The 22,008-nt window shown below is 70.3% G+C and carries 28 protein-coding genes and 1 pseudogene; 22 read left to right on the top strand and 7 right to left on the bottom strand.

All coding sequences use genetic code 11. The annotated features are described in order from the left end of the window. Positions 1 to 132 precede the first annotated feature (132 nt). From ACZ434_RS09620 to ACZ434_RS09530, 19 genes are all read left to right on the top strand, one after another. Complete coding sequence (locus ACZ434_RS09620) at positions 133 to 486, top strand: SH3 domain-containing protein (protein WP_468453565.1); 354 nt, start codon at positions 133 to 135, stop codon at positions 484 to 486. Between the two features lie 100 nt (positions 487 to 586). Then, positions 587 to 1,069 (top strand): hypothetical protein, encoded by a 483-nt coding sequence (locus ACZ434_RS09615; RefSeq protein WP_468453563.1) that lies wholly within the window; start codon positions 587 to 589, stop codon positions 1,067 to 1,069. Continuing rightward, positions 1,066 to 1,509 carry a hypothetical protein gene (locus ACZ434_RS09610; protein WP_468453561.1) on the top strand — a complete coding sequence of 148 codons (444 nt, stop codon included), beginning with the start codon at positions 1,066 to 1,068 and terminating at the stop codon, positions 1,507 to 1,509. The genes ACZ434_RS09615 and ACZ434_RS09610 overlap by 4 nt, the downstream gene beginning before the upstream one ends. A 10-nt stretch (positions 1,510 to 1,519) precedes the next feature. Then, the gene (locus tag ACZ434_RS09605; protein ID WP_439454027.1) at positions 1,520 to 1,933 is read left to right on the top strand and encodes a hypothetical protein; all 414 of its coding nucleotides are present in this window, start codon (positions 1,520 to 1,522) and stop codon (positions 1,931 to 1,933) included. Between the two features lie 47 nt (positions 1,934 to 1,980). After that, entirely contained in the window at positions 1,981 to 2,823 is an 843-nt protein-coding gene (locus ACZ434_RS09600; protein ID WP_468453559.1) for a winged helix-turn-helix transcriptional regulator, read from the top strand. Next, positions 2,820 to 3,335: a regulator gene (locus tag ACZ434_RS09595; protein WP_468453557.1), complete on the top strand. Its 516-nt coding sequence runs from the start codon at positions 2,820 to 2,822 to the stop codon at positions 3,333 to 3,335. The genes ACZ434_RS09600 and ACZ434_RS09595 overlap by 4 nt, the downstream gene beginning before the upstream one ends. 44 nt (positions 3,336 to 3,379) lie before the next feature. Further along, positions 3,380 to 4,567, top strand: coding sequence for an MFS transporter (locus ACZ434_RS09590; protein ID WP_468453555.1), 1,188 nt, complete (start codon positions 3,380 to 3,382; stop codon positions 4,565 to 4,567). A 29-nt stretch (positions 4,568 to 4,596) separates the two neighbouring features. Then, entirely contained in the window at positions 4,597 to 4,899 is a 303-nt protein-coding gene (locus tag ACZ434_RS09585) for a hypothetical protein (protein ID WP_468453553.1), read from the top strand. Positions 4,900 to 4,949: 50 nt separating this feature from the next. After that, positions 4,950 to 6,194, top strand: a complete 1,245-nt coding sequence (locus ACZ434_RS09580; RefSeq protein WP_468453551.1) for an ATP-grasp domain-containing protein — start codon at positions 4,950 to 4,952, stop codon at positions 6,192 to 6,194. Then, on the top strand, positions 6,191 to 7,342 hold the full coding sequence (locus ACZ434_RS09575) for an MFS transporter (protein WP_439454030.1): 1,152 nt from the start codon (positions 6,191 to 6,193) through the stop codon (positions 7,340 to 7,342). Before ACZ434_RS09580 ends, ACZ434_RS09575 begins: the two co-directional genes overlap by 4 nt. Continuing rightward, on the top strand, positions 7,339 to 7,968 hold the full coding sequence (locus ACZ434_RS09570; protein ID WP_468453548.1) for an HAD family hydrolase: 630 nt from the start codon (positions 7,339 to 7,341) through the stop codon (positions 7,966 to 7,968). Before ACZ434_RS09575 ends, ACZ434_RS09570 begins: the two co-directional genes overlap by 4 nt. Before the next feature lie 27 nt (positions 7,969 to 7,995). After that, on the top strand, positions 7,996 to 8,862 hold the full coding sequence (locus tag ACZ434_RS09565) for an SPDY domain-containing protein (RefSeq protein ID WP_439454032.1): 867 nt from the start codon (positions 7,996 to 7,998) through the stop codon (positions 8,860 to 8,862). Positions 8,863 to 8,890: 28 nt separating this feature from the next. After that, positions 8,891 to 9,379: a hypothetical protein gene (locus ACZ434_RS09560; RefSeq protein ID WP_468453546.1), complete on the top strand. Its 489-nt coding sequence runs from the start codon at positions 8,891 to 8,893 to the stop codon at positions 9,377 to 9,379. Between the two features lie 47 nt (positions 9,380 to 9,426). Next, on the top strand, positions 9,427 to 10,224 hold the full coding sequence (locus ACZ434_RS09555; RefSeq protein ID WP_468453544.1) for an SPDY domain-containing protein: 798 nt from the start codon (positions 9,427 to 9,429) through the stop codon (positions 10,222 to 10,224). Positions 10,225 to 10,257: 33 nt separating this feature from the next. Then, positions 10,258 to 11,280 (top strand): MSCRAMM family protein, encoded by a 1,023-nt coding sequence (locus ACZ434_RS09550; protein ID WP_468453541.1) that lies wholly within the window; start codon positions 10,258 to 10,260, stop codon positions 11,278 to 11,280. A gap of 131 nt (positions 11,281 to 11,411) precedes the next feature. Then, positions 11,412 to 11,756, top strand: coding sequence for a DUF6233 domain-containing protein (locus tag ACZ434_RS09545; protein WP_186778953.1), 345 nt, complete (start codon positions 11,412 to 11,414; stop codon positions 11,754 to 11,756). A gap of 42 nt (positions 11,757 to 11,798) precedes the next feature. After that, positions 11,799 to 12,671: an ATP-dependent DNA ligase gene (locus ACZ434_RS09540; protein ID WP_468453538.1), complete on the top strand. Its 873-nt coding sequence runs from the start codon at positions 11,799 to 11,801 to the stop codon at positions 12,669 to 12,671. A gap of 389 nt (positions 12,672 to 13,060) precedes the next feature. Beyond that, positions 13,061 to 13,609, top strand: coding sequence for a hypothetical protein (locus tag ACZ434_RS09535; RefSeq protein ID WP_468453536.1), 549 nt, complete (start codon positions 13,061 to 13,063; stop codon positions 13,607 to 13,609). 819 nt (positions 13,610 to 14,428) lie between these two features. Then, the gene (locus tag ACZ434_RS09530) at positions 14,429 to 14,761 is read left to right on the top strand and encodes a hypothetical protein (protein WP_468453534.1); all 333 of its coding nucleotides are present in this window, start codon (positions 14,429 to 14,431) and stop codon (positions 14,759 to 14,761) included. Between the two features lie 166 nt (positions 14,762 to 14,927). Here the strand turns inward: ACZ434_RS09530 and ACZ434_RS09525 are convergent, their stop codons facing one another. Next, a complete protein-coding gene (locus ACZ434_RS09525) occupies positions 14,928 to 15,350 on the bottom strand; it encodes a hypothetical protein (protein ID WP_468453532.1) in 423 nt (140 codons plus the stop codon). 273 nt (positions 15,351 to 15,623) lie between these two features. On the opposite strand from ACZ434_RS09525, the gene ACZ434_RS09520 reads away from it, so the two are divergent. From ACZ434_RS09520 to ACZ434_RS09510, 3 genes are all read left to right on the top strand, one after another. Continuing rightward, positions 15,624 to 15,977 carry an SPDY domain-containing protein gene (locus tag ACZ434_RS09520; protein ID WP_468453530.1) on the top strand — a complete coding sequence of 118 codons (354 nt, stop codon included), beginning with the start codon at positions 15,624 to 15,626 and terminating at the stop codon, positions 15,975 to 15,977. Between the two features lie 105 nt (positions 15,978 to 16,082). Further along, entirely contained in the window at positions 16,083 to 16,373 is a 291-nt protein-coding gene (locus tag ACZ434_RS09515) for a hypothetical protein (protein ID WP_054100434.1), read from the top strand. A gap of 15 nt (positions 16,374 to 16,388) precedes the next feature. Further along, positions 16,389 to 17,210 carry an SPDY domain-containing protein gene (locus tag ACZ434_RS09510; protein WP_437430037.1) on the top strand — a complete coding sequence of 274 codons (822 nt, stop codon included), beginning with the start codon at positions 16,389 to 16,391 and terminating at the stop codon, positions 17,208 to 17,210. Positions 17,211 to 17,381: 171 nt separating this feature from the next. Here the strand turns inward: ACZ434_RS09510 and ACZ434_RS09505 are convergent, their stop codons facing one another. From ACZ434_RS09505 to ACZ434_RS09480, 6 genes and pseudogenes are all read right to left on the bottom strand, one after another. Continuing rightward, on the bottom strand, positions 17,382 to 18,074 hold the full coding sequence (locus tag ACZ434_RS09505) for a hypothetical protein (protein WP_437430036.1): 693 nt from the start codon (positions 18,072 to 18,074) through the stop codon (positions 17,382 to 17,384). A 79-nt stretch (positions 18,075 to 18,153) separates the two neighbouring features. After that, positions 18,154 to 18,597: a hypothetical protein gene (locus ACZ434_RS09500; protein ID WP_468453527.1), complete on the bottom strand. Its 444-nt coding sequence runs from the start codon at positions 18,595 to 18,597 to the stop codon at positions 18,154 to 18,156. Positions 18,598 to 18,809: 212 nt separating this feature from the next. Then, positions 18,810 to 20,552 (bottom strand): relaxase/mobilization nuclease domain-containing protein, encoded by a 1,743-nt coding sequence (locus ACZ434_RS09495; protein ID WP_437430034.1) that lies wholly within the window; start codon positions 20,550 to 20,552, stop codon positions 18,810 to 18,812. Beyond that, positions 20,549 to 21,178: a MobC family plasmid mobilization relaxosome protein gene (locus tag ACZ434_RS09490; protein WP_439454054.1), complete on the bottom strand. Its 630-nt coding sequence runs from the start codon at positions 21,176 to 21,178 to the stop codon at positions 20,549 to 20,551. Before ACZ434_RS09490 ends, ACZ434_RS09495 begins: the two co-directional genes overlap by 4 nt. A 320-nt stretch (positions 21,179 to 21,498) precedes the next feature. Further along, positions 21,499 to 21,690 (bottom strand): hypothetical protein, encoded by a 192-nt coding sequence (locus tag ACZ434_RS09485; protein WP_007491133.1) that lies wholly within the window; start codon positions 21,688 to 21,690, stop codon positions 21,499 to 21,501. Beyond that, a pseudogene (locus ACZ434_RS09480) lies at positions 21,687 to 22,008 on the bottom strand (hypothetical protein); the annotation flags it as partial. The gene ACZ434_RS09485 and the pseudogene ACZ434_RS09480, both read right to left, overlap by 4 nt.

Here is a 22,008-nt window from a genome sequence, read left to right as displayed (position 1 = left end):
CGGCCGGCGCAACATAGCCGACGATCGCCGGTTAGCCAAACCGGCGATTCTCCGGACTCTTATACAGCCGCCGGGACAACTCCCGCGGCACTTTCCCCGCATTCCCTGTGCCTTCACGGAGGTTTCTTCCGCATGCGCTCCACCCGAATTGCCATATCCGCGGCGATGCTCGGCGCGCTCGCGCTGCCGGCGCTGTCCGCCACGCCCGCCAGCGCCGCGACCGTACCCACCGCAGCAACCGCCACCCCTGCCGTGAGCTGCCACAACCTGCCGCCGCTCCCTTACGAGGTGCACGCCAAGGCCGTGATCATCCGGTCCAAGGCCAGCTCGAAGTCCACCGCGCTCGGTGTGCTCTACAAGAGCCACAAGTTCAGCGTGTCCAAGAAGAGCGGCAACTGGCTCTACATCACGGACAAGACGACCGGCGTCAAGGGCTGGGTCTCCGGCACGTACGTCTACCGCGACGTCCGCATGTGTCTGGACTGACTGACCGGATCCAGCACGTCCCGCCCAGCGGCGGGGGCACCGAGTACGGCCGCCCCTCACATTCCGCAGGCACCGGCCTATCCAGAACAGGAGATCCCTTTTGACCGACGGCATATCCGATGAGTCTGCGGATGTCGTGGGCGTGCTCACCGAACGGATCGAGGCACGCTTCGACATGGGCATGGACCAGTTGAAGGCCGCGGTCGCCGCCGCTCCGACCGCGAACCCCGACGCCACCGACGTCGTCAAGTGGCACGGCCTTCTCGTCGAGGCCCAGTCCGTGCTGGAGCGCGCAGAGGACGACCTCCTCGCCGCCCTTGAGACCCAGCCCAGCGAGGTCGACGACCCGACGATGGGCCTCGCCCATCGGGTGAACGCCGCCGTCACTGCCCGCGACGGCCGGGCCATGGTCGTGCGGTGGCTCCTCGACCCGGACGCTCCGGGCAAGAAGGACCTCGCCGCAGAGCGCCTGGCCCGTCTCCGGCCCCGAAGCGGCCCGGCGGTACAGACCAGCGCCCCCAACCGGCCGGCAGGGACACTCGCACCGGCGTCGGCGTGGCGGCTGGCGAGGTCCGCCCGATGAGCCGGGACAAGGCCAGCACCATGGACACCGACCTGCAGAAGGTTTTCGGGAACCCGGTACCCGAGCTGTACGAGGCGGCTGCCGGCCACGATGCCTCGCCTGCGCTCGCCCGTGCTCTGGAGCTGCGCTCGTTCCTGGCGCTCACCGAGGAGCAGGTCACCCGCGTCCGTGACCGCGTCCACGCCGACATGGATCCCGAGCGGGACATGGGCGAACTGTCGGCGGACAAGCTCCGCTTCGACGCGCAGTGGCTGGAAGCGGCACTGGAGGCCCGCGACGGCTACCGCGCAGCCCTCGGCGAGCTGCTGCGCACCATGCCCCCGCCTGCAAAGCAAACCCGGCCCGCTCGCACGGCTCAGCTCAGGGCCACCGCCACCCTGCCTCCGTCTGCCGCCCCGGCACCTCAGCGTGCCGGGGCGGCCCGGGCCCGCCGACCGTGAAAGCCCTCGATTGCCCCACCTCACGTCTACCGACATAGCCGACCGGATCGAGGACCTGTACGGCGCACCGCTCGCCGACCTCGAAGCCCATGCACAGGAACAGCCACCCGGCATGCTGTCCGCCCTGCTCGGCATGCACGGCGCCCTCGCCCTGGCCGAGCGCAGTATCGACTTCCACCGCGACCAGCTGGCCCGGCTCGTCCACCCCGAGCGGCAGATCGGCCCGCACGAGGTGTCCCACCTCCTCGACGGTACCCGCCGGCTCGCCGAAGCCGTCGCCGTCCGCGAGGCCCAGGCCACATCGGTCGCAGCCGTCCTGCAGAGCCTGGCCCGCGTCCCGGCCCCGACGTCTGCCTCTCCGACTCCCGCGCAGCCTGCTCCGGCCGCGCCCCTTATGGCGCAGAGCGCGGCGCACAGCCGCTGACCCGACCCCCAGGCGATTCCCCCTTCTTTCACCCAGGAGTTCCTCCCTTGGCCATCACCGCTCTGCCCCCCGATGCCGACGCCGACATCGCCCGGGTCACCGAGGCCCTCGCCATGATCACCCCGCGCTGGAACGTGAGGATCCTGCTGGCCCTCTCCGGCCCGCCGCTGCGCTACAGCGAGTTGGCGGCCAAGGTGTCCTGGCTGCAGAACGGCCAGCTCCACCCCAAGTTGAAGTCGTTGTGCGACGCCGGTCTCGTCGAGCGCACCGAACACACCGCACGGCACGTCACCTACGGCCACACCGAGCGAGCCACTGCCCTGCTGCCGATCCTGCCGATGATCGTCACCTGGGCCGAAGAGCACCTGGAGAAGGCGGAGCGCCCGCTGGCCGCGATCGAGCAGATCGAGGACAGCCTCGCCCTGCTCACCCGGCGCCATGCTGCCGCCATCCTGTGGGTGCTCAAGTCGCGTAAGGAGGTCAGTGGCCGGGTTCTGGCCCGGATCGTGATGCCCAGCAGCGACTGGACCAACATCTATCCGCCGTTGCGCCAGCTCGTTGCCGACGGTCTGGCCGATACCGAGGGAAACGGCCGGCCCTACCGGCTGTCCGCCGCCGGCGACGCCCTGGGCCCCGTCCTCGGCACGCTGTCCGCCTGGTCCGCCGGGCAACCCCTCGACCAGGCAGCCAGCCACCCCGTCTGGGGGCAGCCGCAGGCCAAGAGCACGCCGAGGCCGTGGGTCAGCAGTTCGTCACGGCCGGCGCCCGTGGCGCTTCCACCTGCTCGGGCGGTTGGGTCGTCCCCGGTGTGGCACCACCGCGACCTCTTCTCGCACGCTGCCACCGGCCGCCCGACGGCAGCCATCCCGGCGGGAGGACCGCGCCGATGAGCACTTCCTTCACCCCTGCCGAAGCGCGTCGCGCTGTCGAACTGCTGGCCTCACGCTCCTTGATCCGTCTGGTCACCGAGATCGACGACAACGGCGCCATACCGCCGCGACGGCTCGCCGGCACCCTGCCCGACCTTTCCGCACACCAACTGCGCAGTGCATCCGACACGGCCCGCGCCCACGGCCTCGTCCGGGTCGCGCCCGGCGCCAGTCTGGAACTCACGGACTCCGGGATGGAACTGGCCGACTTGTACGACGCGCTAGCCCGGTGGGCGCGACGTCACTCGGCCCCCGCCGCCGCCTGCGAGTTCAGCAGCCGCATCCAGCACGTTCTCGGCCTGCTGGCACCCTCACTCACCCCCGGGAACGCCGACCGCCCCGCACCCCTGCCCGACGCGCACCCGATCAGCGCGGAGGCTGAGGCGGACCTAGCGCGCGTCCGCACGCACCTGATCCAGTGGCTGGCCGGCAACCCCCAGGTGACCAGGGCCGAGCCCGAGCGGGCCGCGTGAGCGCAGCGGTCACACCCCGGCACGCACGCCACACGGCCGGGCTGATGAGCAGCATTTACCTGCCGCGCACGGCGGACGCGTTGGCATTCGCGATGTCCACCTACGGCATCCCGTTGCTCGTTCTGGCCACGACTGGATCCGCCGTACTGACAGGGGCCGCCTTCGCCCTGGAGTGGATCCCGCGCCTGGCAGCGTTCGGGTGGGCCGGGTCGGTCGTCGACCGACGCGGCGCCTCGGTGGTCTTCCACCTCGCCTCCCTGGGACGGGCGCTGGCTCTCGCCGCCGGCGCTGTCCTGCTGTACCTCTACCCGTCCGGTGCTGCGGCGAGCGTGACGGTGATGGTGCTGGCGGCGGCGACCGGTGTGCTCACTGAGTTCAGCTACATCGCCGTCGAGACTGCAGGTGCCGCCGCCGGCCGCCGAGCGGGACCTCGGGCTCACCGTGTCCAGGCTGCCCTGCTCGGCATCGACCAGACGGCGACCTTGGCCGGACCGGCGCTCGCCGGCGTGCTGCTGCTCGCCGGGCCGCCGTCGATGCTCGCGGTGGTCACCGTGCTCTCGCTGCTTGCCGCGCTGCTCGCCCTGCGCACACCGCCCTCACCCGTGGCCCCGGCCCGCGCGCCGAAGGGGCGGCCCGGCGCCGGGCTCGTCACCGGGTGGCGCACCATCCGCGCGCTCCCCGCGCTCGGCTGGTTGGTGGCCGGGCTGACCCTGTCCAACCTGTCTATCGGCCTTCTCCAGGCAGCCGGTCCGGTGATCGTCGTCCAGCACTTCGGGCAGTCCACCACGGCCGTCGGCCTGGTGTGGTCCGCCGCAGCGGCGGCCACTTTGGTGGCCGTCACCGTCTGTCGGTTCGCGTTGGACCGCCTGGGCCTGTGGCCGGTGGGAGTCGCCTGCTCCGTCATCGCTTCGCTCGCCTGTCTCGCTGCTGCCCTGGCCCCCGACTACCTGTCCTACCTGGTCATGGTCGCGGTCCTGATGGCAGCCGATGGCGGCTTGGCGGTCGTCCTGCGCACCCTGCGCTCCCGCCTGATCCCCCCGGAGGCATTCGGCAGCACCCTGGCGGCCACCATCCTCATCCTTCTGCTGCCCTTCCCGGTCGCCGGTGTGCTCACCGCGCTTACCCCGCCCGACGCGCTGGGCCACGTCATCACCGCCTGTGCCGCCCTGCAAATACTCGGCCTGTTCTGCGCCTTCGCCCGCCTGCGCACCGACCCTGCCCTGCGCGCCTGACCCGCCTGTCCCGCCCGTGGAGGACCCCTATGACCATCGCCGCCCTCGGGTCGCACCGAGCGACCGGCCGCACCATCACCGAGCAGTTCCACGCCTTCGACGCCCGCAACCCGCACGTGTACCGATCCCTCGAACGCATGGCCGCCCGCCGCCTGGCCGCCGGCGCCACCCGGATCAGCCTCAAGGACCTCTTCGAAGACCTGCGACGCCAACTCCCGTACGGCGTCGCCGGGCTGAACAACAACTTCACCGCTCTCTACGCCCGTCACCTCATCGACGACCACCCCCACTGGTCCCACGCGTTCGAGCTGCGCCGGCGCCGCGCCGCCTGAGACAACCCCTTTTCCCTGCCCTGCCGTCCCTTGATACGGAGCATTCCCTCTTGCCCGCTCGCCCTGTTGTACTTGTCGTCGCTCCCGGAGATGAGAACTACCGCGGCTACTGCCTTGAGCAGGTCGCCGACGCCTACAGAGTCGTGCTGCTCACCGGCACCGAACCCTCGTGGGAGAAGCCGCACATCACCGATCACGCCGTCGTGGACCTCAGCGATCCTGCCGCGCTGTTGGCGGGGGGCCGGGCCCTGGCCGCACGCCACGACCTCGCCGGTGTCATGACCTGGGACGAGTGGAGTGTGGTCCCGACCGCCCGACTCGCCCGCCAGCTCGGCTTGTCCACCACCGCGCCCGAAGTGATGCAGGGGTGCCGCAACAAGGCCACCGCTCGGTCGCTGTTCGCCCGCCACGGCGTGCCCTCGGCCGCTTCGGTGAGCGTGCGTACTCGGCAGGAGGCCGAAGCCGCCGCCGACCGGATCGGCTATCCCGTGGTGCTGAAGCCTGCCTCACACGCGGGTGCCATCGGCGTGCTCCGCGTCGATGACCGCGACCAGCTCACGGCCGCCTACCGGGCGGCCGAACGGACGGCCGGTCAGGGCACCGAGAGCACCAGCGTCCTCGTCGAGGAGTTCCTCGACGGGCCGGAGATCTCCGTGGAGTGTGTCACCTACCGCGGCGCCACCACGGTGGTGGCGGTCAACCGCAAGACCATCAGCCCTCCGCCGCACTTCGAGCAGCTGGCCCACAGTGTGGACGCCGACGACCCGCTCCGGGAGACCGTCGCGCGGGCCGCCCGGGCGGCGATCAACGCCCTCGGCATCACCGACGGCGTCAGCCACATAGAGATGCGCCTCGTCGACGGCAGGCCCCGCCTCATCGAGGTCAACGCTCGCCTGGCCGGAGACATGATCGGCCACCTCGTGCGTCTCGCCACCGGCATCGACCTGGTCCGTGCCGCCGCCGACATCGCCTGCGACCGCACCCCCGACCTCACGCCCACCAGGTCCTCGGCCGCCGCCATCCGCCTCCTCTATCCGGACACCTCCGGCACCCTCACCCACCTCACCTACGACGGGCCCCGCCCGACGTGGCTGGACCGGCTGCACTACCAGTGCCGCCCCGGTGACCAGCTCCTCCTCCCCGCCGACGGAGGAAACCTGTACACCGGCCGGATCGGCTACCTCATCACCACCGCCACCACCGGCCAGCGGGCGCGTGCACGCGCCGACCAGGCTGCTCGTGCCGTCACCGCGGTCCTCGACCGGACCTCCGGCCCCCGTAGCGCTGCGGCGTGAGCGCGGTGTCTGCGGCTGACCGGCATAGCCGGGCATTGCTGACCGGCTATTTCCTCGGCCTGGGGGCCATCATGGCGGTGTGGGGCGCCCGGATGCCCGCCGTGCAGCAGGCTGCCCACCTCGGCACCGCAGGGCTGGCCCTGGTCCTGCTGGCCGCCGCCGTCGGCATGGTCGCTGGACTGCAGCTCGGAGGCCGCTACGCCCGGCCGCCGCGGCTACCAGCCCAGCTCACCAGTGGGTCCATCGCCCTGGCCGGGTGCCTCGTCCTGGTGGGGCAAGGCGAGAGTCTGTCCGCGTTGCTGCTGGCGGCTCTCGCGTTCGGTCTCGCGCACGGCGTCCTCGATGTGGCCGCCAACACTGCGGCCGTCCGCTGCCAGAACGCCTTTGGCCGGCCCATCATGTCTGGTCTTCACGCCGCATACTCCCTCGGCGCCCTCGCCGGCGCCGCCCTGGCCGCCCTCACCGCCCAGGCCCCGCACAGCACACTCTTCACCGCAACAGGCGCCCTCCTGGCCGGGGCCGCTGTCGCAGCGGTGCCGGTCACCCGAAGCCTGAGCGGCGCAGACCGACCCGCAATGCGCGCTGGCGCCGGGAAGCTGCCCCTGCTTTCGTCGCCGGGGAAGCTCTGGCTTCTGGCCGCGCTGGCCGCTGCGAGCCTGCTGGGCGAGGGAGCCGCCGCTGACTGGGCCGCCGTGCACCTGCACACCCTGGGCGCCCCGACGGCCGCGAGCGCCACCGCGTTCGCGCTGTACAGCGCGGCCATGGCGGCCGGACGGCTGACCGGTGACCGGCTCACCGCTGCCTTCGGCGCCCCGACAGTCGTACGGGCCGGAGCCCTTCTCGCCACGGCCGGACTCACCATCGGCGTCATCGGGAACAGCACCCCACTGGCGCTGACGGGCTGGGCGGTCTTCGGACTCGGCCTGTCCACCACCGTCCCCTCGCTCATCACCGCGGCCGGAGCCGGCGGCGCCAAGGCCGTGGCCACGGTCACCGCCACCGGCTACCTCGGCCTCCTCGCCGGACCGGCCCTCATCGGCGCCCTGGCCAGCGCCACCACCCTGCCCACGGCCTTGCTGCTACCCGCCCTCCTCGCAGCCGCCGTCGCCGCCCTCGCCCACCGCGCCCTGGAGAACACCACCCCTTGACACCCACCACTGCCCAGGCGGGCCTGGCCGCCGTCATCCTCGACTACAACGGCGTCATCGGCCTGCAACCCACCACCGACCAGTGGCTCCGCCTGGCCCGCACCGCCCTGTGGCCCGAGGACGACCTCCCCGCCTTCCAGAACGCCTTCTGGAACACCCGCACCGCCTACGACGCAGGCCACCTCAGCGACCTCGCGTACTGGGCCACGGTCCTCGGCCACCACCCCGGTGCCCGCAGGCTGCGTGGACTCCGCGACGCCGATACCGACATGTGGACGTCCATCGACGATCACGTCATCGATGTTCTCCACCAGGCCCACGAGTCCGGGCTGTCGCTGGTCTTGCTGTCGAACGCACCCCGCCACCTCAGCGATGTCCTCGACCGCCGCCCGTGGCGCCGCCTGATGACCCACGCCTTCTACTCGGCCCGGCTCCAGGTCTGCAAACCCGACCCGGCCGCCTACCAGCACGCGATGAACGCCACCGGCGCCGCAGACCCCGACCGCGTCCTCTTCGTGGACGACCGAGACGACAACTGCCATGCAGCCCGCCACCTGGGCCTGCGCATCCTGCACTACACCGGCCACCCCACCGACCTCGCAGCTGCCCTGCAGCCCCCGAACTGACCCGCTTCCTCCCCCCCCCAGGATTCAGTGCCCCACGACGACCACGACACCATCGACGGCGACGTCTACGTCTCCCCACGCCACCTGGCCCGCTCCACCGCGGTCAGCGACCCCGGCCTCGACCCGCTACGCGACCTCGGCTGGGATCTGCACCACGACCACCTCGGCAACGCCTACCTCACGGCCCCCGACGGCAAGGTCCGCCTCGGCTACCTCCCCGAAGGCGACGACGACGGCCTGTGGCGCATCAACGCCTACAAGGACGCCTTCGGCCCACCGGCCTGGGGCGTCTGCTTCAACGACAGCGCGCCCACGGAGTTCGTCACTGCCTTCACCACCGCCCTCGCCGAGGCGTACCGGCAGGGCCCAGACCGCTACCTTGCCCGCCCGCTTGCCGGAAGCACCGACCGTGACCCGTTCCAGGCCGTTGACCCGCTCATCAACCGAGGCTGGTGCTTCGACCGCCCGGATCTGAGGACCTTCGCCATCACCGCACCCGACGGGCTCGCCACGCTGGAATACACCACCGGCGACCTCGACCCGGCGATCGAGCTGGAAACCCGCGACGCGCGCTGGCACCTGTGGGCCGGCACCTCCTCAGCCCGGCCCTACTGGTACGCCACCGCCAGCACCGACACCCCCGCAGCCCTTCTGCGAGCTGTGACCGAGGCCGTGGCCGACCCCGCACCCCTGCCTCGATGGCGGGACGACACTTCCAGCTACGTCAAGGACCACGCCCAGACTTCCCCGATCCACCCGCCCTCTCCGCCGACGCCCACCCCGCTCGACGTCCGGCGGGCCGCAGCGTCCCGCCGCCCGGCCCCGCTTCCCGCGGCCAGCGTTCCGCGCTGGAGCACCACCAGCCGACATGCCCTGCCCGGCCAACGCCGCTGACTCCACTCAACTCCGACCGGAGACCCTCGTGTCCCTGCAGGCTCCCGAGTTCTTCACCGAGCTGTGCCTTCCTTTCCACGAGCACGCCGTCGTGGGCAACACCTACTACGCCGCCCCCGTGCCGGGCACGCCGCTGCGTTTGCGGATTGACTTCACCCGCACCATCCACGCGGACACCTACGGCGGGCTGCGTGTCGCAGTCGTCCACCCGGAACGCGGGGAGATCGACGCGGTGGCACTCAGCTTCGTGGACCACGGAACCTTCCACCGCCGCGACGAAGCCACCAACACCCCTCCGAACACCAAGCAGTACGGCACCTTCGGCACCTACCGCCGCCCCGGCCGCCCCCCGTGGGACGGAGCCGTCACCACCGGGCTGCGCGACGCCATCGAGCAGTACACGGCCGTCTGGTTCCCCGGCGCCTGGGCTGCCTCCGCGCCCAAGCGTGCGGCCCGCCCCACGCCGCGCAGCACTCCAACTCCGCCGACCGCCCCCGCCGGGGCCCGCACCCGCTGAGCCTCGTCCCGATCCCCGCACCACCTACTCAGCAGGAGCATCTCCTCGTGTTGCCCGAACCACGCGACCCCTTCAACAATCTCGACCCCGCCCAGACCGTGAGAGTTCTCCCGCGTCACCTCGCCGGTCCCGGCCAGGCAGACCTGGAGACGATCTGGGCCTTCCCCTTCGACGACGGATGGCACCTTCACCAGGGACTCGAAGGGATGGTGTTCGCCATCAGCCCCTGCGCCCGGCTGTGGACCCGCTTCGCTCCCAAGCCCGAGGAGCGAGGCGCAGAAACGTGGACCATCGGCATGGACCGTGCCCCCTTCGGCCCGCGGGCCTGGGAGATCACCTTCGACGCCACCACCCCCGCCGAACTCCTGCGCGACGTCCACACCGAACTGCTCGACCTGTACCTCGAAGACCGCCACAGCGACAAGAACCACCTGGTCGAGGATCCGACGGCCCCGCACGAGGTGTACACGCCGCTCCTCACCCACGGCTGGAGCCACAGCGTCAAAACGGACGGTACGCAGACCTTTCTGCCACCAGAGGGCCTGGGCGGTGTGCGTCACCGGTACGCCACCACTGGGGCCGACGTTCCGGTCTGGCGGGCCTGGGGCGGCTACCCGAGCGCACCGCACTGGCAGGCCCAGTTCTCTGCCGGCGCGCCCACCACCCTCGCTGCGGCTTTCACCGCCTCGCTGATCTCCACCGAACCGCTGCACCGGGCCGTGAAGCAGATCCCCTTCCACACCCGTCGTCACCTCTACGTCGCACCGGCTGCAGCCCCGCAGCCGCCCAGCCATCTGCCGCCCGCTCTGCCGTCCGCACCCCACCCCGCCGGCCGCGCCCGCTGACCTCCCCCGACCGATCAAGGAGTCCCCTTCGTCGTGCACGCACATCTCGTCCGATCCGCCGCCGCCATCGCCGTCGCCGCGGCCGGCACCCTCACCTGGGCACCGGCCGCGAGTGCCGAGCCCACCGAACCGACCCCCTCAGCCTCCGCCGCCGCCGAGACTCCGGCCGCGGACGTGGGCAGCGTCGAGATCACCACCAGGGACACAGCCGGAGACGCCCTGCCCGGCGCAGTGTTCCTGCTGCTCGACTCCGCCGGCCAAGAAGCCGGACACGGGAAGACCGACGCACAGGGAAAGCTGACCTTCTCCGACCTCGCGTCCGGCGTCTACCGGCTCAAGGAGACGGCCTCCGGCAGCCCGTTGCACGAGGTCGTCGCCGACCAGGACGTCATCGTCACCCCGGGCGCGACCACCCGGCTGACGATCACCGATCCGTTCAAGACCGCCAAGGTCCTCCTGCAGGCCAAGGACGACAAGACCGGCAAGCTCCTGCCCGGCGCGACCGTGAACATCGGCACCGGCAGCTCGACGCTGCTCACTCTGACCACGGGAGCTAAGGGCACGGCCTCCGGAGAGCTGCCCATGTCGAGCCGGAAGGCCCAGTTCTGGGTCAAGGAGATCAAAGCCCCTGCCGGCTACGACCTGTACAAGCCCACCAAGACGGTCACCGCTGGACCCGGCGACCCGGTGACCGTGACCGTCACCAACGCCAAGACCACCACCACCCCGAAGCCCGAACCCTCGGGCAAGCCCACGCACACGCCCACCGACACCCCCTCCTCCAGCCCAGGCAAGCCGAACAGCGGTACGGACAGGGCCACGCCGTCCGCGTCGGATAGCGACACACCGGAAACCGACACCTCCGCCATCGCCGCCACCCCGGTCGGCGACTCCACACCGAAGACGCCGACGGGCTCTCTCGCTCACACCGGTGCTGACGCCACGCTGTGGCTGATCGGCGGCGCGGCCGTTCTGATCGCGGCCGGTGGAGGCGCCCTCGCCGTGGCACGCCGCAGTCGCACCGACAGCCACACAGAAGACAACACCGGGAGCTGACCGCACCCACCCTTCTTCACTACACGGAGCCCCCGCAGCCCCAGCTGGATACGCTGTTCGCGACCGCCAACAGCGTCCTCCTGGATGTGGGGGCCTCGGTGTTTGTGAACCGCCCCTCTACAATCGAACGTGTGAGCGATACTCCGTCCCGTCTGGAACTGCTGCAGTTCACGCGCCGCGTGGTCGAGCAGCAGGCGCGGGCGAGCCTTCGGCAGCTAGACCGGTGGATCGCGGACGAGGAGCGTCGCGAGGCCGAGCGACGGCAGGCCGAGGAGCGGCGACCGCCGCCCCCGGAGTGGCTGATCGAGCGGGGCCTGGACCGGAGCAGCCTGGTGGCGGTGCACACGGGGGACTGCTGGGACCCGGGTAAGCGCCAGATGCCGGCGACGCGGGAGCAGGCACGCGACGCGATACGTCAGCAGGTTCCGGCGTGCTCGAAGTGTCGGCCGGACACGCGGCTGGGCCTGCTGGAGTAGCCCGGCGCGCGGGCGGCCCGGGCGGCGTTTGAGGGTGGCGGGGTGGAGTTCCCTGTCGACGTCGCCCTGGCCGAGCTGGTGCCGCAACTGCCGACCGGGCCGCGCTGGTGGTATGAAGTGAAGCTCGACGGTCACCGGACAGTTTTGTGGCGGCTGGCTGAGACGGTTCGACTTCAAGCGCGGTCGGGTCGGGACGTGACGACGCCCTGGATGGATCTTGCCGTGGCGGGGATGGCCCTGCCGCCTGGTGTCGTCCTGGACGGCGAGGCAGCCGTCGTGGTTGACGGACGGGTGTCGTTCGAGGCCGCTCAGGCTCGGGCGGCTTCCTCGCCTGCACGGTCGCGGGAGCTGGCGGCGCGGCACCCTGCGCTGCTCATCGTGTGGGACGTTTTGTCGTTGCCCACCGGGGACGTGAGGGGGCGTCCGTATGAGGAGCGGCGCGCCTTGATGCTGGACATGGTGGCCGGGCTGCCGGAGGGGTCGCCAATTCAGGCAGTGTCGGCGACGGAAGACGTGGAGGTCGCCCGGGTTTGGTACGAGACGCTGACCGGCTCCGGTGTGGAGGGGGTGGTGGCGAAGTCGGGGCGGTCGCCGTACCGGGCGGGTCGGTCGTCGTCGTGGAAGAAGGTCAGACACGCGGAGACGATCGACGCGGAGGTGGTGGGGTTCACGGGGGCGGCGGGTCGGCCGCGGGCGCTGGCGGTGCGGTTGCCTGACGGCCGTGTTGCATTGTCTCAGCGGCTCGGGGCGCAGCTGGCCGCGCAGGTCGCGGCGGCGCTGGTGGCCGTTGCTCCGGCCGCGCGAGGTCGGGCGGCTGGGGGCGAGTCGTTCACGGCGGCGGAGTCCGGACTGCTCGTCGAGGTGCTGGCGGGGACGACGAGGCATGCCGTGGTCACCGTGACGCGCGTGCGGTGAGCTGCCGCGGACGAATCGGGTGGAATAGCTGGCCTTCAGCTCGGCGAAGGACCGCGGGTCCCAGCGCACGAACTCCTCGCTTCGGCGTGGGTGTGGGCACGCCACCTCTGAGCTGGGGCTCCGTTATCCACGAACGCGCGGACACCTCGTTACGCTGCGGCCGTGACCAGCCCTCCCCGCTGCCAGGCGACCCCTCCGAGCTACACCTGCGCATCTCCTACGACGACGGACTCTGGGACACTCCCCAAACGGACACGCTGGAGTGCTGGAACGTGGCCGTCCTGCACCGCCGACGCGCTCATGGTGGACATCACGAGCCGGTCAGCTCCAGCGGGTGTACGACTGCTGATTGCTCCTCGTGCACGGTCGAGGACGTAGTCGTCGGCTCCATGACGTTCTACCGGGTGCACCTCGACCGGGGCCGCAACGCCTACTGGGCCATGGAGGAGGAGGCGGAGGAACTGTACGAGACCGCGCAGGCCCTCCTTGATCCCGAGACGGGTTCCTTCACCGACGAAGTCAGCGAACAGTTGGAGTATGTCGGCTCAGCGCTGCTCGTCATGAATCGCGTGACGCTGGATCCGCCATGGCGCGGGCACGGCCTGGCGGCCGTGCTTGCCTGCGAGGTGATCACCCGGCTCATGGCCGGCTGCCGGGCCGTCGCCTGTTCGCCCGGCATCACCGATCTCAGCAGCCGTCGGCTGACGGCCAGAGCCGAGTGGGACCGCGTGAACGCCAAAATTGCCCAGGGGTGGGAGAGCCTGGGTTTCCGTCCCTACCGAGACAATGTCTATCTTCTGTCTCCCGCCTCGCAGGACCTTGAGGAGCAGCGCGGCGCCCTTCGCCAGCACCTTGCCGACCTTGGGGGGCTCTGGCGGACCGATGCTTCACGATCCGTCTCGCTAGCGGATGAGGCAGGCTCGCCAGAGAGCCTGTGAAGCCCAGAGGGGGAGGTGTCCCTCCTCGGGCTGGTGCCGCTTGGGGAACCAGCAGCAAAGTCATCGTGGGATACCTGTCCCGACTCGGGACGGATCCGGTGTCCCGAGTCGGGACACGCCGCGTGTCCCGACTCGGGACAAGGTCGCCGCCAGGCTGTACGGCGTAGTCCCCGCGCGGGAGTGCGCCGGGGCAGCTGGCGTTAGGGCTACGGAATCTGAGATGCCACAGCTGTAGTGGGATCTCACTGGCCATGTCTCAAGACGATGCTGCGACCTGTGACTTCAGCTTGTGTCTCGCTCAGTGTCCCAGTGCGCCAGTCTCACGAACGTTTCCCTTCCTCGCCCTGTGGCTGCACGCCGGGGTTCGCCTCATAGGCGATCACGAGCTGGCGTACTGTCGCGCGATTACCCGTGCTGTGCGGGCGGCCTTCTCCTCGGTGCCCGAGAGGGCCGCGATTCCGACACCAAACAGGCCCTGTCGTAGGAAAACTGCCAGGCCGTGAGCGGCAGCGGCGATCCTGAGCAGCAGGTCGAACGCGGCGTCCGGGTCTGAGGCGCGAGGGTGCTGACCCGGTTCTCGTACTCGCGTCGGGCTTTGCGCTGGGGCGGGGTGGGGCCGGGACGTCCTGGCCGCTGTCGAGAGGCTGTCAGCGGGCCGAAGGGCTGGCAGTGGACGCCCACTGGAACCGGTCCTATAAGAAGAGCACTTATCGCGCGAGAGTGATCCACTCGACGAGCCGTAATTCAATGAGTGACAGTACCGTTGATCACGCGTAGGGCTCAACCGCACCCCGATCGAAAGGCAGCAGAATGGAAGAAATGTCGGAGGAGATGATGAAGGAACATGGGATCCGCACTCCGGAAGAAGAGAGGGCCTATAACGAAAAAAGGGCCGAGGAAGCGGTCTGGCATCAGCTGCAGGAAAAGGGATTCGTCGACCGCGGGGCCCCGCTCAATCCATCCGTAAAATTCAAGGATTTGCGCAAAAATGGAAAGGGTATGGACCAGCTCGACGTGGTTTGGTTGACCGGCCCCCTCGCCAAGTGGGTTGAGAGCAAAGGAATTAGCCACCTCACTGGCACCTTCCATGACCCAGAGATGACCGTTAATGAGGCGGCCATCGCACTGGTGGATGGGGAAGTTCCGAATTAGCACGGGACCGCTCGGGTGCTGCGGACGGCGTCGCAGGGGGGGCTGCTTGGGTTTTTTCCGCAGGCCGATAGGCTCCGGTGCCTCAAGCGACGGCAAGCCCACCGGTACAGTTGAAAATGAAAAGCTCCCTATCTCCAGGGTTGGAGGCAGGGAGCTTTTTTCGCGTTCAAGTCATTCGGCTCGGACGCTTGCTCGCCAGGTAGAAGACGCTCACGCCCTTTAACCAACTCGACCCCTTTCGGCTCGCCGGGACGGGCAATTCTCGTGACCCGCGTGCCGGGAAGCTCTTTTCCGCGCGCGGCTCGGCCCCGTGTTGCTGAGAGGATCGGTTCCTTGTCGGAGTCTCGCGCTGCGCCCCATACGCGGCGGCGAGGAAGAGCGCGGTGACGTGCGCGGTTTGGTCCATCAGCGGCGCCCCGCCCTTCGTGAAGAAGTCGGAGCTGCCGGTGTTCTCCATCCACCACTGGATCGGCCATCGGCGGCCGATGAAGCCGCGCGACCGTCCCACCCAGGCGAGTACGCCGCCCGCGACGGGCAGCGTCAGCGGCAGGTCGAGCGGGGCCGCCCCGGCGCCGAGCGCGAGCGCCATGGTGGCGACGTGCGTGCCCGCGTGGGACAGCAGCGCCCTCCAGCCGGCGGCGCTCGTCAGCGCCTGTGGATCTCATGCTGACTGCACAAGTGCAGTCGGAGTGCAATTAGCCCTGAGGCTATGCAGCGAAATTTTGAGATCCCACAGCTGTCGACGGACGGCAGTTCGCCGGGGGCAGACAGGAATGTTCCGGGAAAGACTGGCCAACGGGCGCGAGAGCATGTCAACGTAGACGACCTTGCAAGAAACCCCAGGTCAGAGAGGTGATTGCTCGTGACCGTAGCCCCTGCGGGCCCCGGTTTCTCCACCACTGTCGAGGCCCTGCGACTGCGGGAGTGGCAGCTCGGCCCCGGTCAGCCGACTCTGGTCATGGACCAGTTCTCGGCCGAGGACTTCCACCTGATCGTTGATGATCGCGCGGACGTGCACGTCAGCTCCAAGGACGGCCGGTTCTACCTCGGCTGGTTTCCGCACGGCCGACCCGGCACGGACAGCGAGGGGTGGAAGATTGCTGTCACCGGCACTGCCCAGGTCCGCGGCTACCACATGTCGTTCGACACCGAGACGCCGGCCGACATCGTCGCCGCCACCGTGGCGAGGGTGCTGCAGACCTCACGCCGCCTCTGACAGCGCGGCCACCGATACATAGCGCCCGTCCTATGAGCGCTGGCGGTGCCGTAGGCCGGCCCGGCTCCACCGCCCCCGTTTCCCTCGAACCCCAGGAGGCTGTCCGTGACGTCCCCGGAGATGACCGTCGGCGATCTCATCGATCTGTTGTCCGGCTGCGACCGGAGCGCTCCGGTCCGCCAGGCCATGAACCCGTTCTTCCCGATGGCGCACCGCTTGGCGCAGGTCCTGCAGTCGGTCGACGAGACCGGCCGGACCGTTGTCTACCTCGCCGAAGGGCGGGACGAGGACGCACAGCTCGGCCACCTTCCGCCGGAGGTCGCCATCGCCCTGACGTGGCAGGGCCCCGTCCAGGCGCCCCCGCGCCGCCCTCGCCGCCGTGCCGGCGGCAACTAGACACGCACCGAGCCCTTGGAGGCGCCCCTGTACCCCGACCTTCCGCCCGACCCGTCCGCCCCGCGCGGCGGCCAGCCCGCGTTCTGGGTCGGCCCCCGGCATCTAGCCGGTGACGATGGACGCCTCTACGACGTCGTCGCCGACGCGCTCGCCGGCCTGGGCTGGACGAGCTTGACGATCGTCCGCGGACGGCACGAGCCGGACGAGGAACCGGAGGACCGCCAGGTCCTGCGCAGCACCGTTCTGCACATCAGCCCCAACGCCTTGCGTTGGGCCCAGTGGGGGCTGGCGGACGAGCCGTTCCACCTGGGTGGGCTGCCGATCGCCTGGCAGATCTCCGCCCGAGCCGAGGCGAGCAGCCCGCTCGCCCAGTGGTCGGCCTACTTCACCCGTGACGTCCCCGGCGAGGCGGTGGTCGACTTCCTCGTCGCGCTCGACGCAAGCAACCAGCCTGCCTCGGCGCTCGCCGGAACCGAGCTGGTCCTTGACGCTGTCGCCGCCCACGGCTGGTTCCGCGACATCGACCAGCCCGAGGCGGCGGCGATGGACCCGACTTTCACCTCGTACATCAGCCTGGGGGAGGTGCCGCCCCTCATCCAGGACGGCGACCTACGGGCCCTGTCCGCCGAGGACGACGAGACGGCACCGGCCGGATGGCAGGCGTGGGCCGAGCCTGTACTCGGCGCCCCGCTTCTGTGGGTGGCCTCGTTCGCCGCCAGCGTCCCGCACGATCTCGTCGCCGCCTTCGCCGCCTCCCTCAGCTCGACCGCACCGGTCCTGCGGCGGGTGCTGCCCGAGGCCACCCAGGAGCGCCTCCTGCGCGCGCCGGCCATCTAACGTCCCGCGCACCCCTCTCGACGATCGCAGTCCGGCATCCTCCCAGTTGGGGGTGCCGGACTTTCTTGTTTCCCGGGTGAAGTGGCCGGTCGGGTCGTTAGTGCTTAGCCCATAACGCACTGCTGCCCCCGACCGCGACGGTCGGAGGCAGCAGCGTGACGTGCACGCAGGTCAGCTCGTTGCCGTGGCCTTGGCGAGGGCCTTGTCGAGGTGGCGGTCGACGAGGGCCGGGGAGCCGGAGAGGACCAGCAGCAGGCTGCCGTCGCGGATCGCGGTCTGCTTGACCACGGTGCTCCGGCCCCCGGCGATGTACGTCAGAAGCAGGCTCCACTGCTCATCACCGCCGACGCTGGGCGCGGGCAGCTTCTGCGAGGTCACGTCGACCTGGGTGCCACCGGCGACGACCTGATAGGCCGGGCAGCCTGTCATGGCATCGAAGATCCGGCCGGTGCCGTCGGAGAGCTTCTTCACGCTGTCGCTGTACAGCTCCTCGGAGATCTCCGAGGAGCTGTAGCCGTAGGTGAAGTCCGCCTTCGCCTTGTGCGGGAAGGCGAGTGTGCCGCCAGTCGCCGCGTCACCGCCCAGCTCGCTCAGGGCCGGGCAGCCGAGGACGGTGACGTCATCGTGCTGGGCCGGACGCTCCGGCTGGGGAAGGTAGCCGCTGCCGAGGTCGCGCGGGTCGAGCAGGCGGGACTCGAGCGCGGCCGAGGAGAGGGCGGCCGGCTCCTGGGCGGCCTCGGTCGGCTTTCCCGTACGGGAGGAGGCTGTCCGGTGCTTGGACCCGGGGGTGTCGGTGGAGCAGGCGGGCACGGCGAGGAGGGCGGCGGTGATGCCGAGTGCGGTGGTGGCGACGCGAACGCGCATGACGGAACTGACCCCTTGGTGCTAGGCGACGGGTGGTCAGTGCGGGCCCGCGGGCCCGGTGGGGTCGTAGGAGTGGTGGTCAGTGCCCGAGGTGGTGCAGGCAGTCCTCGAACGTGGCGTGCGTCGAGTCCGCCGGCCCGGAGTGCCGGTTGTACCAGGCGGTGTCGATGCGCGTCTCCAGCTGCTGGTGTCCGGCCCTGCAGCGCAGCCAGATCTCACCGCGGGTGGAGAGGATGAGCCAGTCCCGGTACGCGCCGCACTCGGCGCAGGTGGCCATCTCGCCGTCGAGGACCAGGGGCTGCTTCCACGGCATCATCTTGCCCTCGACCTGGTCGTGGCTCGGCACCCGCAGCTCCGGCGGGAGGAAGTCGTCCACGATGGCGGTCGGCTCGGAGGGCTGCGGCTCGGGCGCCGGCACTCCGATGCCGGGCGGGACCTGTCCCTGCATCTGCGCGTGCAGCTCGGCGAACCGTTTCTGAGCTTCGCTCGGCCCCTTGGCCCTGCGGCGTATTCGGTGAAACACCCTGGCGTCCTCCTCTACCTCGGCACCTCGTCCTGCGCGTTTCATGATCGTGCCCCACGTCGTCGGCGGTTTCAATTCACAACGTCCACAGTCCCTTCGGCCAGGTCAGCACGGGTGTGGCCTCTCGGCTGCCCGGGTGACGAGGAGGCCACGACGCATGTCTCGGTACGGCACAGCGGCGATCCGGGGAGCCTGCGTGCCGTCTGGTGTACTTATCGGGCCTGACGCGGTGACTCCTCTCCGCTGCGCCGCCTGCCGGGCGCGGAGGGCCTGGTCGTCGCCCTGCGCGTCGCGGACCGGTTCGCTGCGGTGCTGGTCTCGGGAAGCTGGGAGGCATCGGCGGGCAGGTCGGCTGTCCGTCGCATCCGCCATACGAGCACGTCGCTGATGGAGTCCGCGGTGCCCAGTTCGCGCCGAGCGGCAACGTTGGACAGGAGGGCGGCCGGGTCGTGGCCGGCGGCTTCGGCTTCCGTGATGGTCGCGGCCAGGGCGTACCAGCCGGGTTCGGCGAGGATCTGCTCGGCCAGTTCCGGGAGCGCCTCGCGCAGCAGCGCGGTCTGCCGCTGGAGCATCGGCCGGCTCAGACGTCGGCCGCGCTGGTATAGCACACCGAGCGGCTGGGCAGAGGCGGCCTGGTAAGCGGTGCGCAGGTGTTCGGCAGCTCGGGTGGCGGCCTCGGCCTGCTGGGCGTGGCCCTTCCGGGCGTGCCAGTGCGCGGTGGCGGTGATCAGGAAGAACAGCATGTCGATCGCCATCGCCGTGGTGGCTCCGTCCTCACCGCGGCCGAGGGCCGGGCCGCCCTGGACGAGGTCGCGGGCGGCCTGTCGCAGGGCTCGATCGTGCCCGCGTACGGCGCGGACGTGAGAGCGCGAGGCCCGTTCGAAGGCCGTTGCGGCGTCGTGCAGTTCGCGACGGGTGTGAGCGGCGGACGTCTTCGCGAGGGCGTCCAGGACCTCGCCGACCGCGGCGATGTGGGCGGCGGCGACCCCGTCCTCGCCGTGGTCGACGACGAGCACGGCCTGCCACACGGCCGATGCCGTGCCGCGGCGCGCGGAGGCCGGACTGCCCGGCCCCGTACGAATCGCTTCCTCCCGCCGGGCCGCAGGGACATCCTGCGCATCACCGGACCACCGCTCGCGGATGCGAGGCAAGGACAGGTCGGGAGCCAGGCGCGCGCCGGGGTAGAACACCGGCTTGCCGTCCTTGTTCAGGTCGTCGGGCAGGGCGACCTTGTATCCGAGCAGGTCACCGGAGGGCGCGGCGCGCTTGCGGATCAGGAGGCCGGCGGCGGCGAGCCGGTCGAAGAACTCCTCGTCGCTCCGCGCTCCGCTCACCGCGCGTCGTACGGTTTCGCGTAGCTCTTCTCGGGCGGTGCGCTCGCGACCCTGCCGCATCGCTTTGTGGCGTTCGGCGCTGGTGGGCCGCTTCGCTGCGGTGCCGTCTCCCTTGTTGAGGCGCCGCAGGCCCAGTTCCGCTTCGAGCGCCCGGGCCTGGGCCTGCACACGGTTGGCGTCGTTGTCGAGGTCGGGTTTGTATCCGTCTTCGCGGACCAGAGTGGCGACGATGTGGATGTGGTCGTCGGCGTGACGCACGGCAGCCCACCGGCAGCCCGCTCCTTCCTCGGGGTTGTCGATCCCTGCCGCGGCGACCATCCGGCGGGCCACGTCGCCCCATTCTGCGTCCGAGAGGATCCGGTCCTCGCTGCCATTGCGCACGGACAGATGCCACACGTGCTTCTTCGGGCGCTGGGAGGGGTCGATGTTCTCGACGGGCTGGTCCAGGAGCTGCTGGAGCTGCTTGAGGGTCGCGGTGGTGTCGCGGCCGGGGTCGGGGGCGTTGTGGTCCCAGGAGGCGACGAGGTGGGGGTCGTTGTGCTCCTCGAACTTGCCTGGTCCGTAGAGGTAGTAGAGGAGGCCGATGGTGCGCTGTCCGCGCTTCTGGATCCTGGGGATCATGGAGCTGATGAGTCCTGGTCCTGGTGGAGGAGCTGGTCGGTGGCGTGCTGGACACGCTGGATCGCGCGGTCGGTGGCCGCGATGACCACGTCGAGTTCGCCCGGGTGTGCTCCGGCGTTGACTGCTCGGGCGATCTGGTTCAAGTTGTTGCCGATGTAGCCGAGGTGGCGGCGGGCGGCGAAGAATTCGGCGATTACCTCACGCTCGTCCGCGACGGCACTTGCGGTCCGTCCAAGGTCACGGGCGGCAGAGAGAGCAGCACGCGCGAGGAACCCGGCGAGGGTGAGGCCGGCAGCCTTCGCGCCGGCGGTCACGAGGATGAGTTCGTCATCACTGAAGCGGGTGTTGCGGACATGCGGACGCTGGCGACGCTGGTACTTGCGGCGGCGCGTACGCGGCTGCTCTCGTATGTCCTGTGCCCCTCCTGGCTGCGATCCGCCCCCGGTCGCAGCCTCCTCGTCTGGCGTCCCCCGGCGCCGGACGAGCCCCGTCCCCCCAGGGGCGGGGGAACCCTTGGATACTCCGCTCAAGGCGGAGTATCCAAGGGGATAACTTGCTCGCCCCGAGACCGAGTTGGAGCCGGGATCAGGTTCCGGGGTGGTGCCGTTCTTGGGTGCGTTCGTCATCGGGATTCGGGCCTCGTAGAGCGGGTGCGTTGCTGGATGGTCGCGGCCAGCGCGAGGACATCGGCTGGGGGGCTGGCAAGGACGCGGACCGGTCTGTTGGGATGGTCCTGGACGAGCCACTGCCCGCTCGGCGTGAGGACGACGGCGTGGAGGAGGTGCCGGCGGACCAGGACGTCCGCCCAGGCATCGGCCTCGGCGGTGGTGGGCTCGGAAAAGCGAGGGGGACGCGGAATCACGGCGTACCTCCGAAGCGGGGCGGTGGCCAGGCGTGGAGCCGAGCCACCTTTACGGTCATGGCCTTTGAACTGGGGTTTGCCGGTTCAGCCGCATTCGGGGCAGCGCCCGACGTGACTGTTGAGCGCCCGGGCCATCCGCTGTTTCGCCGAGGCAGCTTGCTTCGCACTCGACTTCGCCGCCGGCCTGCCCGCGTGCCGCTCGGAGTGAGCGAGCATGAATCCGATCTCTCGCTCGTACTCCGCGCGGACCGTCTTGAACTGGTGGCAGGTCTTCATCGGGTGCTCCTCGTCGTCGTGATGTCCTCGTTCCGCAGCTCCTGAAGGACCAGGCCGAGTCGGTCGTTACCGACACCCGTCAGGCCCTGGCGGCGGATGATTTCGCGCAGCTGCACCCGAGTGATCGCTCCGTTGCCGTCCCGTTCGAGCAGGGCGGGAACATGGGGGCGCACCTCGCGGACAAGCTGGCTCTCGGACTCGCCCAACTCGCGTGCCTGACGCTCCGTCTGCGGAGAGCGGGACCGGGCACGCTTGTCCTTGTTCTTCGTCCGGGACGTCCTGGTCGGCTTCCGGCGGAGTGGGACCTTGTGTCCTCGG

Source organism: Streptomyces sp. NPDC030893 (assembly GCF_055571535.1).
Note: the sequence above shows the minus strand (reverse complement) of the source record. Positions and strands in the feature narration are given on the sequence as shown.

Coding starts and splice junctions, on each gene's coding strand:
- ACZ434_RS09620 (WP_468453565.1), top strand. CDS start 133: ATGCGCTCCACCCGAATTGCCATATCCGCGGCGATGCTCGGCGCGCTC.
- ACZ434_RS09610 (WP_468453561.1), top strand. CDS start 1,066: ATGAGCCGGGACAAGGCCAGCACCATGGACACCGACCTGCAGAAGGTT.
- ACZ434_RS09595 (WP_468453557.1), top strand. CDS start 2,820: ATGAGCACTTCCTTCACCCCTGCCGAAGCGCGTCGCGCTGTCGAACTG.
- ACZ434_RS09590 (WP_468453555.1), top strand. CDS start 3,380: ATGAGCAGCATTTACCTGCCGCGCACGGCGGACGCGTTGGCATTCGCG.
- ACZ434_RS09585 (WP_468453553.1), top strand. CDS start 4,597: ATGACCATCGCCGCCCTCGGGTCGCACCGAGCGACCGGCCGCACCATC.
- ACZ434_RS09535 (WP_468453536.1), top strand. CDS start 13,061: ATGACGTTCTACCGGGTGCACCTCGACCGGGGCCGCAACGCCTACTGG.
- ACZ434_RS09530 (WP_468453534.1), top strand. CDS start 14,429: ATGTCGGAGGAGATGATGAAGGAACATGGGATCCGCACTCCGGAAGAA.
- ACZ434_RS09525 (WP_468453532.1), bottom strand. CDS start 15,350: ATGGCGCTCGCGCTCGGCGCCGGGGCGGCCCCGCTCGACCTGCCGCTG.
- ACZ434_RS09505 (WP_437430036.1), bottom strand. CDS start 18,074: ATGCGCGTTCGCGTCGCCACCACCGCACTCGGCATCACCGCCGCCCTC.
- ACZ434_RS09495 (WP_437430034.1), bottom strand. CDS start 20,552: ATGATCCCCAGGATCCAGAAGCGCGGACAGCGCACCATCGGCCTCCTC.
- ACZ434_RS09490 (WP_439454054.1), bottom strand. CDS start 21,178: ATGACGAACGCACCCAAGAACGGCACCACCCCGGAACCTGATCCCGGC.
- ACZ434_RS09485 (WP_007491133.1), bottom strand. CDS start 21,690: ATGAAGACCTGCCACCAGTTCAAGACGGTCCGCGCGGAGTACGAGCGA.